The organism is Legionella spiritensis (assembly GCF_900186965.1).
Classification (GTDB): Bacteria; Pseudomonadota; Gammaproteobacteria; order Legionellales; family Legionellaceae; genus Legionella_C; species Legionella_C spiritensis.
This window is the reverse complement of the sequence record NZ_LT906457.1, coordinates 2,285,185-2,301,468: the sequence shown is the minus strand read 5'-3', so window position 1 is coordinate 2,301,468 and position 16,284 is coordinate 2,285,185. Positions and strand designations below refer to the sequence as shown.

Sequence of the window (16,284 nt, the reverse complement as noted above, 5' to 3'; positions counted from 1 at the left end):
ATGATTCTCTATTAGTTGATCATTTCTATATAATTTGTGACCGTATTGTGAATAACGAGATAGAAAAATATATAGAAAACTCCCAATACGGGTATAGGTAGCAGCCACCAAAGAATTTTTTTCCATATACGTCGGCCTGAAAATAACTTTTTGCCGTGAGTATCTTCCGAAGTATACGCTTCGGGATAAATGGTTATGGCGTTCACGTTTTCCTTGAAACCGTGATCCTGGGTTAATTGTTCCAGAGCATAACTTTTAAATCGAAACAATTCCGGAAAGCTTACCGATTTATGGTGTTCTCCCTTAAAACCAAGGGCGATGCAGCGATAGTAAATTCTAATCAAATCCGTTTTATTCAGTGGAATTTTGGCCAGGTAATCAAAAAATTCATCTCCGGCATCGGTCGTGTCGAAATATTCTGTTTGCAGGAGCAGCTCCTGCCATTGCGTTTTTCCGGACCAGTTTGAATTCTGGATTAACTCGTCTATCCAGGCGCATACCGCAAACAACGCCATTTTGAAATCATGGGAGGCGGAATCACCGACCCGCAATTTTATACGGGTAATGATGTCTTTGATTTGTTTCCGCAAGTCGTCATAATGAACCGTGGCAAAATCATTTTTTTTTAATTGGTAAACCAGTTGGAATAACTCGTTAAAATGATATTGTAAGTTCATTTATACTCCTACCGCGACGAGATCGATGGTCAAATCTATAGGTGTTTTACCGACATAAAAGGCCGCTTTTAATTCTTTCTCGATATTTCTCCACATGGATGAATTTTTATCGATCTTGTAATAAAGACAGCTCGCCCCCTTGGGCACACCATCCGGTGCTGTGACCAGCAGTTTCATTTCCGCGCCGGGCAGCGCGTATTCAATGTATTCTTCAATCTGTGAGTAGGCGCACAGTTTGCCTGACGCTTCTATAAGCTGCTTGACCACGTCCTGGTTATTTTCGGCATACACCACAACGTAGTAATCACGCCCGGTATTAATAAATCGGGGATTTAAGGTAGCCACGTAATAATTTTTCTCTTTCTGCATGCGGGCCAGCCGGCCAGGATCGGTCGAAATCGTATACAATAATTGCATAATAAGTGATTTCGCAGTGGAGAAGCTGGCGGTTAAGTCGTTGTGATTGTATTCGGGCAGTGCTCGCAAGGTTGCCGCATTTTCGGTAAACATACTGACATCCATACTAAAATAACTCAACTCCCCAATCAGTTGCTGCAAGACCGAGTAAATAAACCACGGATGTATAGCATCACCGCCCAGATAATGTTTTAACAGAGGCACGTAGCGCAGTATGGTTCTCAATGAAAACAAGCGTCCGAAATTGGCTTTGTCTATCTGGCTGTTGTACCAGTCGATAGGAAATTTGAATTTTTCAAGCTCCGAACCGATTTGCGTCAGTTCACGGGAAATCTCGTTTAACAGGCTTTGTAAATTGGACGATGCGTTTATTACTACGGAAGGAGGAATATAACTGTCTGATAAATAAATTTTATTATCTTTGCGATGTAATTCCGCAATTTGAATCAAGCGATAATTGTGGGAATCTTCCAGCTCGAAATCCCAAAACAGTTTCACGACGAAAAACAGGGAGTTTAACTGCGTCTGGGAACCTTGATGATAGAAATCCGGTAGCTCGTTGCCGTCGTTGAAGCTGATATATCGCGTGGTGATCTGCGACAGTTGTTCGGGATTATCGACGACCGTTACGTTACGTTGATTTTTTAACAAATCCTTGACGCCGATATAGACTTTTAATCGATCCTGGTTAGCGGGCCAGTCATTGATAAAGGAGCGCGGCAAAAATTTGGCGTTCGCATTGATTTGAATAAACTCACCGGTCGGTAATACAAAACTTAATTCCTCAACGTCAAACCGGCCATTGCTGATGGCCAGTTGATCCGCAACCAGGCGGCTGATGCCCCAGAAATAGGGGGTTTGCAATTTCAGGTAACTGGATTGCTGAAAATGCTGGTTAAACTCAGTGCACTGAAAATGTTGTGGTTGCAAAAACAACCCATGCTGCCAATCGATTGGTTTCGTCCACACGAATAGTCTCCTCCAGGTTGTGATACCAGGCTCTGTGCAATGTTTTAATACATGTTATTTTGGCCGGCACTTTTTCCATTTAATTTTGACCCTTAAAGAGTATCCACCGTTGCATTGGGTGTTTCCTTGGCCTTGCTTTCGGCACAGGCAATTCCTTTCGCACCCAGTTTCAGGAAAATGGCCATACGTCCCATCCGGCGATTTTGCTCCCAGAATTTGATCGGTTCCCAATGCTTGAATACCGGGACTTCAAAAATACGAACGACCTGGTTGGGAATCAGGTCGTAATATCCTGCTACGACAATCACTTTTTTAACACCGGCCATACGGGCAAATTTATGTACACGTTTTGAGCCGGGATCGACAATGAACGGTTGTATGAACACATTTTTCTCTTTCAGATCACCATCAAGGATTTTGGCAATGCCTTCGGAGTTGATGAGTAATTGTTGCACATCCTCGACATTGGCCACCTGAACAATGGCCAGTTTAAGAGTGTGCTTGCGGAAATTATATAAATTCAAATCATCGCTGGCGCAGATACTGAGAATGACGGCGTCATCCTGATAGGTGTTGGACAGTTGCGGTTTCTGTTCTTTGCCTCCGGTCGCGCAGCCGAACAGCAGCAGGCAGAACAGAATCGGAAGGCATTGCGCAAGGTATCGTCTGATTTCATTTAGTCTGCCGCGTCGTTTATTCATACCATCCCTGTATTTGGAAATACCATACGATGCGCTCGCGTTTGCGAATTAAATAAAATATCATACAGTTATATCAAATTATCGTGAATAATAAAACTACACTCTAATATAATTCCAGAGCAAAAATCATACTTTGGTCAACAATGATTATTATTGACCAAAGTAGTGTGATTTTGCTCTGGATATAATTTCTTGCTGAACGTCCGGGAATGACATGAAAACACACCCAAAACTGCTTCCTGAGTTACAAATTACCGCCTTGGATACCAAAAATATAACTGTGCTGGCGTTCGAGGGTACGATGGGCATGTCCATGCTGTATCAGTTTGATGTGGAGTTCGCCACCCGACAACCGATTGATTTGTCGCTTCTGCTCTATTCCAGGGCAACGCTACAGTTCCGTACCAAAAATGGTAAAAAGACCCCGGTGCATGGCGTTATCATCGAGTGCCGCCAAAGCGACGGCATCGGTGATTATTTTATTTACTCACTGCGGCTGGCACCGGGTGTTTACGGCCTGACCCTGACTCAGGACACAAATATTTCGCTGGACAAATCCATTCCAAACATTATTGAAGCTTTTTTTATAAAAAACGCCATAAGAAACTACAAATTTGATTTGATTCGTCAATATCCGCCGAGAGAATTTGTGTTTCAGTACAATGAAAAGGATTGGTTTTTTATCACGCGATGGATGCAAATGGAAGGGTTGTTTTATTATTTTAACCAGACCAAAACGGAAGAGCAGCTGGTTATCACCGACAGTAACCAGACGTTATTAAACAACAAGGACACTCAAATCATCTATTATCAGGCTTATCCGGATGACGCCGAGGCTCAGGGCGCTACCAGTGATCTGGCCTATAATTTTAAACAGTCCGTAACCCATTTACCGCAGCGTGTTATAGTGAATGCCTATAATCACAAGCAATCCTCCAAGCCCTACACATCCCAGGCGATGGTCAGTCCCAAGGGGTTCGGTGAGCGCAAAATCTGGGCCGAGCACATAGAAAGCATGGCTGAAAACCAGGAATTCGCCAATCGGGTGGCGGAAAGCCTGCAGTGCCAATCGAATCTTGTCGATATTGAAACGTCGGCTTCCCTGATGAATCCCGGGACATTGATTCAGCACCGGCGATTTAAAAACAACAGCTTGAATACACCGCACATTATAATAAAAAGCGTTTATGCCGGTTCGCAAAAAAAATCCTTTCTGTCGCAAAACGCCCATCAAAGCCGCGCTGATGAGGATTTTTTCAGTTGCCGATATTCCGCTATTGCGCAAACAGTGACCTATCGTGATGAAATCAACGCGAAGATCCCCAGAATTCATGGGGTGCTGCCCGGGTTTATTGATCACGAAGGCAGTGAAAACACGGTGCAAATCGACAAGGAAGGCCTGTACAAGTTTAAAATCGCCATCGGCAAGGATCCGGACGGCAAGGGATCGCACTGGGTGCGTAAAATGGAATCCTACATCGGGGATAAATACGCGCTTAACATCCCCATCCATAAAAGCATGGAAGCGGTCGTCGCATTTCACTTCGGTAATCCGGATCTTCCCATTCTTCTAGGCACGGTCAGTAATTCCACCCACCGTAATGTGATCATCAACGAAACGCAGAATTACATGGGGTTACAAACCATCAATGAAAACAGTTTCTTTATCAACGAGGAAAAAGGCAAGCAACAAGGGATACAACTGTATACGCCCAATAATAAAACGATGCTGACTTTGGGAACGGATAATATCTTTTCCTCCAAACTGGATGCCGGATATTACATGGGTACAACGAGCAGTGCGTTTATGAACATCCAGATTGATTTTAATCGGGACGTGGGCGGGAATTCCACCTTTAATTGCCATATGAATTCCAGTTATTACGTCGGTGAGAATCGAACGACCCACATTGTGATGGACGATATGTTATCCGTGGAAGGCAACTCGTTCTATAACATTGGGGGCAATTCCATTGGCATGGTTGGCGGTAATGATGTGATCACGGTCGAGGGCAATAAAAAAACAACAGTGAAGGGGTTTACCATCTATGCGAACCAGGGAGGATGGTCCGTTTACAATTACTGGGGCATCAAATACCACGGTGTAGTCGGTCTGGAGTTTATTTCAACGCTGGGCGGCAAAATCGTGACCTCGGGGCCATTTAATATCAATATAACCAATGGTTGGAAGTACGAGGATGATACGACCGTTAGTGTTAATACGTCCGCGGTTAAAGTCATAGAGGCCGCTTCCATTACCTTGAAAACAGGGCCCACGCAAATTACGCTCGATCCGGCAGGCATTTCTATTGTGACTCCTGAGATGGACATTAATAGTGCCACTATGTTAACCCTTACCAGTCCTCTCACGAACATTATGGGTGTGCTTAATGCATTTGGGGAAATTTCCGCGGGGCTGGTTGTTAATCTGGGCGCTGCTCCGACTCTGATGTCTGTGCCACCGGCCTCAGCCCTGTCATTGTCTAATGTGGCTTCGGATCAGGCCGCAGCGACCGGCGTACTGGGATCAATAAAAGGCGCGGCCGGCAGTGTGACCGGTGCAGCAGGAAAAGTGGCGTCCACCATGGTCGGAGGTTTTGCCATGGGGGTTGCCGCGTCCGCGCCGGGCATTTTGTCCGACTCCAGCGGAGACGTGGGGCCGAGCATTAATTTAACACCGCAGTCCGCAGCGTCAACGGGTGCGACAACGGCCGCTTCCGCGGCCGCCGGTGAGATTGCCGCCTCCGAGGTGGCCGCACCGTCTACAGCGGCGACTTCTGCAACCGCTGCCGGTGGCCTGGCTTCGGAAGGGGGTGCTGCTGCGGAAGCAAGCGGGCTGGCAGAGACGGCTGGCGGCAGTGTGGTGGGATCCGGTGAACCTGCCGGTGAAAGTCCCGCCTCATCCGAAACGACTACCCCGGCTGCTCCGGAACAAAAAACGGATTTAAAAGGCAAGGAGTAACGATATTTTTTCCTGTTCACAGAACCTAATAACCCAATACCTTAAACTGCGAGGGGGTATCGTGAATACCTGTGGTGTTGTTTTTGTTATTGGTCGAGGTGGTTCTGCCGAAATTGCAGGCCGGAATACCGTTAATTAAAATATTCAGCATGCCGGTGACCGGTTGCACAACACTCATATTGACGCCTGATACCACGCCGCCGCCAACCCCCAGTTCGTCTTTAAACGAAATGGGAATACTGGTTGAAAGATTGCAACTGGGAAAGTTATTGTATAGGACACTATAGGCGGCGTTGATGCTTGAAGTAAAATACCCGACGTCATCGAACGGTTGCGGCTTCCCCGATTGATCGAAACAAATGTCCGATGATCGTGCCAACAGCGTACCGCCCTGCATGGAAGACAGACAAGTCATGATTTACCCCAGGTGAATTTGTTTGGCCTTGATCTTGGCGTCGTTTTCCGAATGAATTTCAAGCTGGTTGCAATCCATGCGATGGGTATGATGAACGATGGTGCGCAGGCTTGATACAACACTTTGTTTGAATTGTTTAATCACCTGAAAACTGCGGGAAGCGCTTAAGCTAACCATGTCATGGATTTGCTCGAGAAAATCGGCGACAAACGCCATTTTTCTGTACCTCAGTGATAACTGCGTTCCCTCCAGGGAGGTGTTGTCGCTGTTGATTCGGCATGCAGGTGCTGATACCCGGATTGAATCGGTGGCATGGAGATGAAGGTTTCGGCTTTTTAAAACAACATCCTGATGGCGGCCAAAATCCATATCGGCCTCGACCTGGTTTTGCCGAGACAGGATGGACAGAATAAAAGGTGAGTGATCCGGATGAAAAAATACCTGCACCAGATCGTCAATTTGCGGTTTCAGAAGACACGATACCGCTTTTCGCGCAGGAAGCAGTTGATTGCCTGCCAGTATATGATAGGTGTCTTCAACAATAAATTTCACTGTTGCAGTGGTTTGGCTCGCTTCAATAGTTCGATTCGTAGTTGTTTTCATAACACCATCCCCTAAACACGCCATCTCTCGGCGGCCAGTTGTGCTTCATCGGTGGTTTGAATATGGTTCATACTCACCCTGGTAAACGCGACGTTGTCGGTCAGCATATCATGCTGTTTGGTAAAGTTCATATTGCTGTCTGTAAATTGCGAGTCGGCTATCCTGCTATAGTTAAAATGATTGTATTCCAGATTGCAATGGCTAAAGCGGCTGTCTCTGATATCGGTATGATTGAAATGGGATTTTGCTATGTCGCAATCCTCAAACGTGCCATGATGAATTTGCGCTTCGGTGAAAATGGATTTGGGGATTAGGCAGGCATGGAATCGTACCGAATCCAGTCTGGCCTGATGAAAAAGGACGCGATCGCTCAGTGACGGGCCGAACGCTACCTGGATCAGAGTTGCTTTGTGAAAATTAAGCCGTTGCATGAGTTTTGTGGAACGAAAATCCATGGCTTCAAGGTGGGCTTCGTCAAAAATACAATCGGTCATGGTTGAGCCGGTGAATGATGATTGGCGGAATTGAGAGCCCCTGAAATTAATCCTATCCAGGGAACATGTCTCCAAAGTCGTATTTTCAAGACGGCAACTGCCCAGGGCTGAGGAGGAGAAGAGGCATTCCCTGAGAGTCAGGCCTGAGAAAAAACAGCGATTGAATCCGCAATGTTTGATCCCGGTTTTCGTAAACAAACCGGTCATGTCCTGCTCAATGAAACTGGCATTGAAAATTGAGCCAGCCGAGGTATTGAATTCTCGCACCGTGTTTTTCTGAAAGACACTGGCATTTTGCTGACATTGTTCAAAGCAAATTTGCAGCATACTGCACTCTATAAACGTGCATAGCTCAAGCTGGCTGCTTTGTATTTGTACATTGTTAAATTCACAATGATCAAATGTGGCGAATTTAAGGGTACAACGTTGAAAGGTGACGTTATTGAATGTCACGTTAATAAATTGTGTCTGGGGAAAAATGTACTTTTCCAGAAGTGTGTCCGAGAGTATGCAATCCCTGATGATAGGGCCTTTGGATAATATATCGATAAACTGCTGTTTATTAACGGTGGTCTTCATGAATGGCAACCTCTTTGACGATACAACGCCGGGTTATGGTATTTTTTTTCTGACAATAATTAAAGTTGGCGCCAAACAGGTTTGAATCCAGAAACTGGCAATGGCTTAACTGGTTTTGGATGATGATGGCGTCCAGTAAATCCGTTCGTTCAAAAGTGGAGGAACGGATATGGCATTGGACGTAGCGTATTTCCCGGGCCAGGGATTGTGTCAATGTCATATCGGTTATGTCACAGGTATTAAATTGTGTGCGGGAAAGATCGCACCGTTTGAAATCGACGTGGCGCAGTTCTGTCTGGATTAGAGATGATTCAGGCAATACGCAGGATGTAACATGTATGTTGTGAATAAGGCTTTGTTGCGCGAAACGGCTGTTGGTCATATCGCAGTGTTCTATGGCGATCGTGTCCAGTTGGCTGTTAACCGCTTCAAATCGATTCAGGTTGCTTTTGATGAACCGGCAATCTTTTACAACACATTTCGTAAAACTGTTTTGTGAAAAATCACTATCCTGAATCGTTACCTGTTGCCATTCGCAGTTGGTGTGGGTGGTTTGGGTGACAGACGATTCTTTAAAAGTGGTATTGATAAAGCGATGGTTAACGAACTGACAAGACTGCCAGTGGCACTGTTGCAGAAGCGCCTTGTCAAAGCGGCAATCAACAAAGGTCGTCAGGTTTAATTGTGACTTGCTGAAATCGCACGCGATGCATTCGGATTTGACGAAGCTGCACGAGGCCGATTCAAGCCGGTTGAAATAACAGTTGTTAAAAACTGTTTTAAATACGGTGTAATGGTCTGACTGGATATCAAGAAAAAAAGCGTCCTGAAAGGTGCATTGTTCTATGGAGGCCTGTTCCAGACGGCATTTGGATAAGTTGGTCCTGGTTCCATTGAGTGATCGTAAAATACAATAAGACAAATCGGATTTTGAAAAATCGGCTGCGTCGATGGACGTTTCCTCAAAAAAACAGTGTTCCAGATTCGCGTCCGTAACAATACTGCGATTGAAATTGGTCTGAACCAGATCGCAGTGGCTCAGTTGAATACCGGACAGGTTCAAATCCGATAAATCAAGGGCTGCCAGACATTGATCCTTGATGGGTATTTTTTTCGCATGTAAATCGATGACTTCTTCCCGGGTTATTGTGGCCTTACGAGGATGGTTCGGATCACGAGTACTCGCAAGCTGCAGGCTTAATAAGCGGGTTTGACTGTTTTGAATGACCTGCATTTCCTTAAAAATCATATCCTGTTGTTCATCGGGCAGCTTCATTTGTTTGATTTCGTTTTTAATCGCTTCAAGGTCGCGGGGTTTGGGTGGGGGTTGCTCGCGGTTTACCGTGCCAATCGCATCGAGTTCCTTTTTGTCCATCCGGTTTAGGGAGTGCGTCATGTACACGTTGACGATATCAGCCATGTCTTGTGGTCTGGCCTGTTTCATCTGTTTTAGAAACGTCCTGATTTCGGGCGATTGTTCTTCCTCGTTCAGACCGCTCGCCTGTTTAAATTGTTTTTCTGTCTCTGAAAAGTCGGGCGGATCCTCTTTTCGGTGAACGAAGCCGGTTTTCTCTGGTTGAGCTACGGCCGGCAATTTGCTGTATCGCTCAATCCATTGCCGATGATAATGTTCACCATCGTAAGGGGTGGGTTGCGGTTCAATTTCAAATTGTATAAATTCAAAAGGATCGCTGGTAAAATTCTCAACGTGCAGCAAACCATGGAATACGGACAAGCCTTTTTCCTCGTGAGGGAAAAACCAGATATTGCTGAAATCAAGGGGCAGTTCCTCAATTTTTTTCGATGCGGATTTCCGGTAAAAGCCACGCAATACCTCATCAGGCAGACGCCCTGTTATGATTCTTTCGGTCGGATTCATATGTTCGATGACGTACGGTTCACCACGCCGAAGAAAACGACTTAACACTTGGTCTTCTGGAATGTTCATCAGCCGTTGGCCATTAAAATCACGACGATAGTGCGGCCAATCCTGTCCGGCGCGAAAGTCATCCCGAGTGAGCGACTCGGCCAGACGGGGATCATAATACACGGGTAAAAAATGAGCCGGTGTCCGGTCATTATTAGGCAGTTCGGTGTTGGGTAAGAGAAGTTCTTCAGCCTCGTTCTCGGTGTAGCCCTTGCCGAGTGGATTGTTAGGATAGCCTGGCCCCCCGAAGCTGTTCTCGTAACCCAGGGCGATTTTGTCAAAATAGTCCGCTTTGGTTGTGGCCTGATACAAGTCTTTGCGTAACCGCCTGCGATCGCCAAATACCATCACCGTTTTGCTGTGATTTCCTATTTTAATGGTAGCGTGACTTTGATTGGTGTCGTTGTCATAACTGTAACAATACCCGCTTGCGAAAAAACAGCCGGATTCCTTGGGTAAATAATTATCGATTTTAATGTCATCGCCCAGATTATCCTGAATGGTTTTCCAGAAAACAGTAGTGTCGATGTGATATTTCCGCTCGTTAAAATCAAACATGAGCATGGCTGTCACGCATAAAAAATGCTGTTGTTCATAATAATACGGGTTAACAACAACCTGGAGAGCAGGGGGTTTCAATATGTTCATAACCTGAAATACGGCCTTATAACCAATAATGTACGGTGTAATTTTCTATGGTTTCTATGGGAGCAAGCCAGCTCGTAATGCCCAGTTGATTGGTAAAACCATGACATAAACTGGCCGGTTCAAAATTGCTTTTGTCCAGAATCACTTCAATAAAAAATCCAAACGGTTCGTTGACGTAGAGCGATAAAATTTCCTTCAGTAATTTGATATTACGGGTGTTGGCCAGATACTGCGGGAATTGTTTCGCGGTCAGGGGCCCGATTTGTATGAGCAGGCTGTTGCTGCAGGAAGAAAATTCGCAGCCCAGGTAGGCGGTTTCACTCAGCCGGTTATTTTTAACCCCCAGAAAGTTATGTTGTTCCGGGGGAATATCCTGGGTGGCGTATTGAAAGGAGTGGACGGTAAAGGTGGTTTTGAAATACTTGCTGAGCAGACTGCTGAGCGCCCGTATGGATTTATGGCTGGAGGACAGATAGCAGATGAATTTAAGCAGGCTGTCTGCCGAGGCGAAGCTGTGGCGGATATCATGGTCGGCAAGCCCCATAAAACTGTACAGCGCGTCTATGGCAGTGGCATTGTTATATTCGTTGATCTGGAGCAAGAAGGAATGGTTGGTCCAGCTTTCAAATAACAACTGGTACAGGCGTTGATGAATGATGTCCATCAATTCCTGTACGGCGGTACTGTCGTTTTGCAGATCCTGTAAAATGGATTCGGTATAAAAATCCGGCAAGGGGGAACTTGCCGTGGTTAAACTTAGAAATGTGGCATCCAGTTTAAACGTATTCTGGTCGAATTGAATCTGCTCAATGTCCGCAGCCGGGTGAGCCATATTGGCGGGAGAGCGAAATGTCAGCGATTCCCTGTTTTGGGCGATAAGATGCCGGATGAGACGAACCACCTGATAAAAATTAAATTGACTTGATTTTTCAATCAGTTCATTAATTAAATGTTGTCTGGATTGCTCAATCGTGGTGTCCATTCCCAAATCTCTTTTGTTTTGACATTAATCATTTCAAAATGAGTAAACGTGTTAAACGGGGCGTTGATCGCGAAAAATTCGTTTAAGATGCACCCGAATAAATACATGTCTCCCGGACTGCCGTAATATTCCGGATCACAAACCATGCTGATTTTTGTGCCGACGATCATCGATCGCCTATAAAGTCGTCGCGTGCTTTGCGGCTTGATGCTGACGATGCCCTGCAAGCGGCTCACATTGATCCGGCGGTTTTCGCCTTGTTCATGAAGAAAGAGGGTGATAATTTTAATTAAATTATCCTTGTTCATTAACTTTAAGAAATTTAGCGACAACAGGGACTGGAAATGCCAGATTCGATTGTCGTCAAACGCCGGTTCGATGTAACTGGTCGGAACGGTAATGTTGCTGAACGTGACGTTTTCAGGAGAGCTGTCCGTAATCCTTGAAATGTCGCCAATATCGAGCAGGCTGGCCAGATTGCCGTTGGAGCAGAGTAGATCAACGGATATGGTTTCATCCGAGGGAATTTCATCGTTAAAATCATAAATGAAACCGAGCATCCATTCTTTATTGTCTTTTACGGCGCTGGGGCGGCTATGCAGCGTGTAATACTGATTTTTCTTCCTGTGCTTGTCAAAATCAAGGGCATGGACGTAATCAATTTGCTGTTTGGCGTATTGCCGGTATCCGGTGATTTTTTTTATTTCGTAAATCGTAATATTCGGGTTATTTCCGCTTGGGATAATGGGGTATTCGAATTTTTTATGGTTCAGGTAAATCGGCTCGGCGTCGTGTTTGAAAATATTTAATATCGGAACGGCATGCAAAACAAAATCTTGAGCCTGTATGTCACTGAACCAGGACGGAACCTGATTAATAATCAGTGAAATGGTGAATTGTTGCGTGTTACTGCGATGGATCCATTGCTTGAGGCCGGTTAATTCGAGAAATAAAAATTTTTTCGGCTGATTCAGATATTCCTGAATGAGCTGATAGGCCGGATTACTCGTATGTTTGGCCGGATACAAGGTATCGGTATCCTTAAAGCCGCACGGTTGCAGCATGTTGGGCGGCAGGGTTAGCGGAGGCGATGATTCCGCACTCACAACAATCTCTTTCAGATGGTGTAAAAGCAGATAATAGGTGTCACATGCCTGATTAAACGGTTGATTAATAAAAAATTTCAAGGAGTTGCTCGACCAGTTGTCAAGGCTGATGCCGCATAAATCACAGACAATATCAATGGACGCGTTGCCCTGGGGTGTTTCAGTATAGCGGATCGTGTTGATGGTGACCGGTTCCACGATGATATCGTTCGCTGTTCTGAATACACAGGATGTGCCGTCAATGGGAATGGAAGCGATTTCCGTATTCTGTTTTATTAAAAGACGGTCGGCCAGTTTCTTTTTGGGGATAAACTGCAAAATCGCGCTGCCGGGTATCGGTCTTAAATACTGGGGGAAAAACAATTCCGTCAATTCGTCAATCAGATCCGGCAACTGCCTGTCCATTTTTAATTGAATCTGACTGGTTAAATAGGCAACCCCCTCCAGCAGCCTCTCCACATCGGGATCATTGTTCTGTTCTCTCAGCAGGGGTGCCAGGGTCGGATTATTGAGCGAAAACTCCTTGGACAGCTGTTTTATTTTTTTTAGTTCCCGCTGATAGTAATCTTTGATCATGTCACTCCCTGCGATGACTTGTTATAACCGTACGGTCACTTTTCCGTGTGTGGATATGATGGTTGTGAAGCTAAAGCCGTCTTCTTCATAAGACGCGTTTAACTGGCCGGTCATTTTGCAACAAATCTGTTGACTATACGGGTTGATTTCGACGTTGGTTATGTCAAGTTTACTGATTCTTGGCTCATAGTAAAGAACCGTTTCCGTTAATGCGGCAATCAATTCGTCTTGATTCGCCATCACGAATTCCTCGAATAACTCCGCTTTTTGTGAAAAACCATATTGTTCGTCGATTAATGCGTTGCCCTGTCGGGTAGTGAGTATGTTTTCGAGATGGCTGCGAATGGATTCCCTGAGGCTTGTCGTGGCTTCAGCTTTATTGTGGGGTTCGTTATGACTGCTCCAGTAACGAACCCGTTCTAGTAATCGCTCTTTCCTCATCGTTAACCAACTTTCATAAGCTTGGTTAAATCATAAGCGAATTCCTGTTTTTTGGTGTTGTCGAGCACGCGATAGATTTTAGGTCTGATGTCCATGCAAAGTAGTGGTCCTGCTACGTGAGAGTACAGAATGTAATTATCCAGAACGATAGCGTTTTCCAGGGTAATCTGCAAGGCGGGTTCAATTTTACCGGCCATGGCTTTCAGGCAATGGATTTCCGCCATCACCACTTTTTCGCCGGTAAAAAGACTTTGCACCAGAGGAACCATGCCACCGGATGTCCACAAGGTGGTCAGGCGGAAATATTCGCATTTCGGTGTGCCGATCAAGGTGTTTTGCGCATCGAAGTCGCGAGACATTCGCTGTTCATAGTTGACCAGTTCCACCCAGGTTTCATAACCGACAACCTGACTGTCGCCATTTATTTTACCGGACGCCTCGGTCGTGATCTGAGCCATGCATTTGTATTGGCTTTTAACGATGTCTTTATCAGGCAATGTCGGTGTCGTTCCGAAATTGTCATTAATGTCCTTGGCCATTTATTATTCTCCTTTTTCCAGACTGCCAACCAATTGCAGTGTAAAATAAGCGCCCATGTATTTAAAGTGGGGTCTTACGGTGAGTGTTGATTTATACCAGCCGGGTTCTCCGGGTACGCTTTCAACAACCACTTTCGCGTCACGAAGCGGTTTTTTTGCCCTCACTTCGGAAACGGGGTTTTCCATATCCACGACATAACCGCTGATCCATTCGTTTAATTCCCGCTCAATATCCATTCTTTCCTTATGCATCCCGATTTTCTCGCGTTGCATGACTTTGAGATAATGGGCCAGGCGGGCGATGATAAAGATATAGGGAAATTGCGTGCCAAGTTTGTAGTTTAACTCGGCTTCCTTGTTTTTTTCAGTATCGGTAAAGGTTTTGGGTTTTTGAATGGAGTTGGCTGAAAAGAAAACCGCGTTGTCGCTGTCCTTTCGCATGGTCAGAGGAATAAATCCCTGATTGGCCAGTTCGTACTCACGGCGTTCGGAAATTAAGACTTCCGTTGGTATTTTGGTTTGGATCCCCTCCAGTGCCTCATAGAAATGGCAGGGCAAATCCTCTACGGTTCCTCCGCCCTGAGGGCCTATGATATTGACGCACCAGCGGTATTTGGCGAAACTTTCCGCCAGACATCCGGCAAACGCGAACGCGCTGTTACCCCATAAATAATTTTCATGGTTGCCGGACGTATTTTCATTGTAGTTAAATTTCTTCACGATTCTTGTATCCGGGCCATATGGGATACGCAACATGAAGCGAGGCAGCGTCAAACCGATATAGCGGGCGTCCTCCGACTCGCGCAGCGAATTCCACTTGGCGTAATACGGGTTTTCAAAGATGGCTTCGATATCGTTGAGACTGGGCAGGCCGGTGATGTTTTTGAGATTAAAAAACTCGGGGCTTGCAGCACTGAGAAAAGGCGCATGCGCCATGGCGCTCACACTCGCGATATGTTTCAGCAGATCCATATCCCGATGGTTGGGGCCGAAATAGTAATTGCCGATGATGGAGGTGTAGGGTTTGCCGCCAAATTGCCCATATTCGCTGGTATAGGCTATTTTGTACAAGGCCGATTTGGTAATGTCCGGCGCATCCTCAAAGTCATCGATTAGCTCCGTTTTGCTGACATGGATAAAATCAACCCGGCTGTTTTCACGATAATTTGTCTGGTCAACCAGATATTTCAGGCTGCGCCATGCCGATTCCAGTTTTTGAAAATCCTCGTGATGAAGTATTTCATCGATCTGTTCGGAAATTTTTTGATCAATTTGGCGGATCATGTCGTCCACCAGCGATGAGGTGACCTTTTCATCGGTCCGCTGATTTTCAATCATGTTATCCACAAAGGCGATCACGCCTTTTTTGGCGATTTCATAGCGTTTGTCTTCCCCGGACGTGATGTTGGTGACCGCAAAAAGATCGTCAACGATGTTGGTGGGTTGAGCGTTTTTGGAACCTGCCATGATCATCTCCTCATTATTCTGATTTTTCAGTTTTGGAAAGCTCTTCCAGCAACTTATTGCGAGAGGTTTCGTCCTGGACAATCTTGTTCAGCTTTCTTCTGAAAACCGGAACGTTACCGATAGGGCCTTTTAACAGCTTCAGCGTGTTTCGGATCTCAATGAGCTTTTTTAAATCAGGAATCTGTTCAATGAGGTTGTCCGGCTCAAAATCACGCAGTGTTTCAAATTTCAGATTGAGGTGCATTTGCTTTTCCTGGGATTTTTCCAGCCGATTGGAAACGGTAAGGGACAAGGTGATTTCTCTTTCCTTAAACACCTGATCAAAATTGTCCTTATCGATGCTGATGGGTTTGCGATCCTCAAGGGTATCCTGAACCTGTTCGCTGGTAAATTCCCCGAGTACCAGTTGTCTGAGAGGTAATTCGACTGTTTCTTCCACCCCTTCAATCGCAGGTTTGTAGACAATATTGATGCGCTCTTTGGGTGCGACTGATTTTTCTTTTCTATACATTCTCGTCTCCTTTCCAATCCATATGTGTTATCGATTTTACCTGGTATGATTTTATTCAATTTTTTTTATTATAGTACAGATTATGAATTGTCATTTTTTGTTTGGAAAATAAAATAATTTTTTGAAAAGAGCGGTGTTATCCCGCATTTCGGCTTTGCCTTCATGGCGGGCACCATGTTTTTTGTAAAGAGTCGTAGCCCGTAAGGTGTGGGTTTTATGGTTCAATCTTGACGAGGCACTGGTGGTTGTTGCCATTGTGACATGGCAACA

The 16,284-nt window shown here is 45.4% G+C and carries 14 protein-coding genes; 1 reads left to right on the top strand and 13 read right to left on the bottom strand.

Going from position 1 to position 16,284, the window contains the following annotated elements; all coding sequences use genetic code 11:
• Window positions 1-11: 11 nt before the first annotated feature.
• The 3 genes from CKW05_RS10325 to CKW05_RS10315 all read right to left on the bottom strand — a co-directional run bounded on the left by CKW05_RS10325 (window position 12) and on the right by CKW05_RS10315 (window position 2,764).
• Complete coding sequence (locus CKW05_RS10325) at window positions 12-677, bottom strand: DotU family type IV/VI secretion system protein (RefSeq protein ID WP_058482382.1); 666 nt, start codon at window positions 675-677, stop codon at window positions 12-14.
• Window positions 678-2,063: a type VI secretion system baseplate subunit TssK gene (gene tssK, locus CKW05_RS10320; protein WP_058482383.1), complete on the bottom strand. Its 1,386-nt coding sequence runs from the start codon at window positions 2,061-2,063 to the stop codon at window positions 678-680.
• A 92-nt stretch (window positions 2,064-2,155) separates the two neighbouring features.
• A complete protein-coding gene (locus CKW05_RS10315) occupies window positions 2,156-2,764 on the bottom strand; it encodes a type VI secretion lipoprotein TssJ (protein ID WP_058482384.1) in 609 nt (202 codons plus the stop codon).
• 214 nt (window positions 2,765-2,978) lie between these two features.
• On the opposite strand from CKW05_RS10315, the gene CKW05_RS10310 reads away from it, so the two are divergent.
• Window positions 2,979-5,726: a type VI secretion system Vgr family protein gene (locus CKW05_RS10310; RefSeq protein WP_058482385.1), complete on the top strand. Its 2,748-nt coding sequence runs from the start codon at window positions 2,979-2,981 to the stop codon at window positions 5,724-5,726.
• A gap of 25 nt (window positions 5,727-5,751) precedes the next feature.
• On the opposite strand, the gene CKW05_RS10305 is transcribed toward CKW05_RS10310, so the two are convergent.
• Genes CKW05_RS10305 through tssB form a run of 10 tightly spaced genes read right to left on the bottom strand, consistent with a single transcriptional unit; the run spans window position 5,752 to window position 16,014 of the window.
• A complete protein-coding gene (locus CKW05_RS10305) occupies window positions 5,752-6,141 on the bottom strand; it encodes a PAAR-like domain-containing protein (RefSeq protein ID WP_058482386.1) in 390 nt (129 codons plus the stop codon).
• A 3-nt stretch (window positions 6,142-6,144) separates the two neighbouring features.
• A complete protein-coding gene (locus CKW05_RS10300) occupies window positions 6,145-6,744 on the bottom strand; it encodes a DUF3540 domain-containing protein (protein ID WP_058482387.1) in 600 nt (199 codons plus the stop codon).
• Window positions 6,745-6,755: 11 nt separating this feature from the next.
• Window positions 6,756-7,817: a pentapeptide repeat-containing protein gene (locus CKW05_RS10295; protein ID WP_058482388.1), complete on the bottom strand. Its 1,062-nt coding sequence runs from the start codon at window positions 7,815-7,817 to the stop codon at window positions 6,756-6,758.
• Window positions 7,801-10,392: a DUF2169 family type VI secretion system accessory protein gene (locus CKW05_RS10290; RefSeq protein ID WP_058482389.1), complete on the bottom strand. Its 2,592-nt coding sequence runs from the start codon at window positions 10,390-10,392 to the stop codon at window positions 7,801-7,803. Before CKW05_RS10290 ends, CKW05_RS10295 begins: the two co-directional genes overlap by 17 nt.
• A 16-nt stretch (window positions 10,393-10,408) precedes the next feature.
• Window positions 10,409-11,374 carry a type VI secretion system baseplate subunit TssG gene (gene tssG, locus CKW05_RS10285; protein ID WP_058482390.1) on the bottom strand — a complete coding sequence of 322 codons (966 nt, stop codon included), beginning with the start codon at window positions 11,372-11,374 and terminating at the stop codon, window positions 10,409-10,411.
• Window positions 11,338-13,056, bottom strand: coding sequence for a type VI secretion system baseplate subunit TssF (tssF, locus tag CKW05_RS10280; RefSeq protein WP_058482391.1), 1,719 nt, complete (start codon window positions 13,054-13,056; stop codon window positions 11,338-11,340). The genes tssG and tssF overlap by 37 nt, the downstream gene beginning before the upstream one ends.
• A gap of 21 nt (window positions 13,057-13,077) precedes the next feature.
• Window positions 13,078-13,497, bottom strand: coding sequence for a type VI secretion system baseplate subunit TssE (gene tssE / locus CKW05_RS10275; RefSeq protein WP_058482392.1), 420 nt, complete (start codon window positions 13,495-13,497; stop codon window positions 13,078-13,080).
• A 2-nt stretch (window positions 13,498-13,499) separates the two neighbouring features.
• The gene (locus CKW05_RS10270) at window positions 13,500-14,036 is read right to left on the bottom strand and encodes a type VI secretion system tube protein Hcp (RefSeq protein ID WP_058482393.1); all 537 of its coding nucleotides are present in this window, start codon (window positions 14,034-14,036) and stop codon (window positions 13,500-13,502) included.
• 3 nt (window positions 14,037-14,039) lie between these two features.
• Window positions 14,040-15,503 (bottom strand): type VI secretion system contractile sheath large subunit, encoded by a 1,464-nt coding sequence (gene tssC / locus CKW05_RS10265; RefSeq protein WP_082642713.1) that lies wholly within the window; start codon window positions 15,501-15,503, stop codon window positions 14,040-14,042.
• A 13-nt stretch (window positions 15,504-15,516) separates the two neighbouring features.
• Window positions 15,517-16,014 (bottom strand): type VI secretion system contractile sheath small subunit, encoded by a 498-nt coding sequence (tssB, locus tag CKW05_RS10260; protein ID WP_058482395.1) that lies wholly within the window; start codon window positions 16,012-16,014, stop codon window positions 15,517-15,519.
• Between the last annotated feature and the right edge of the window lie 270 nt (window positions 16,015-16,284).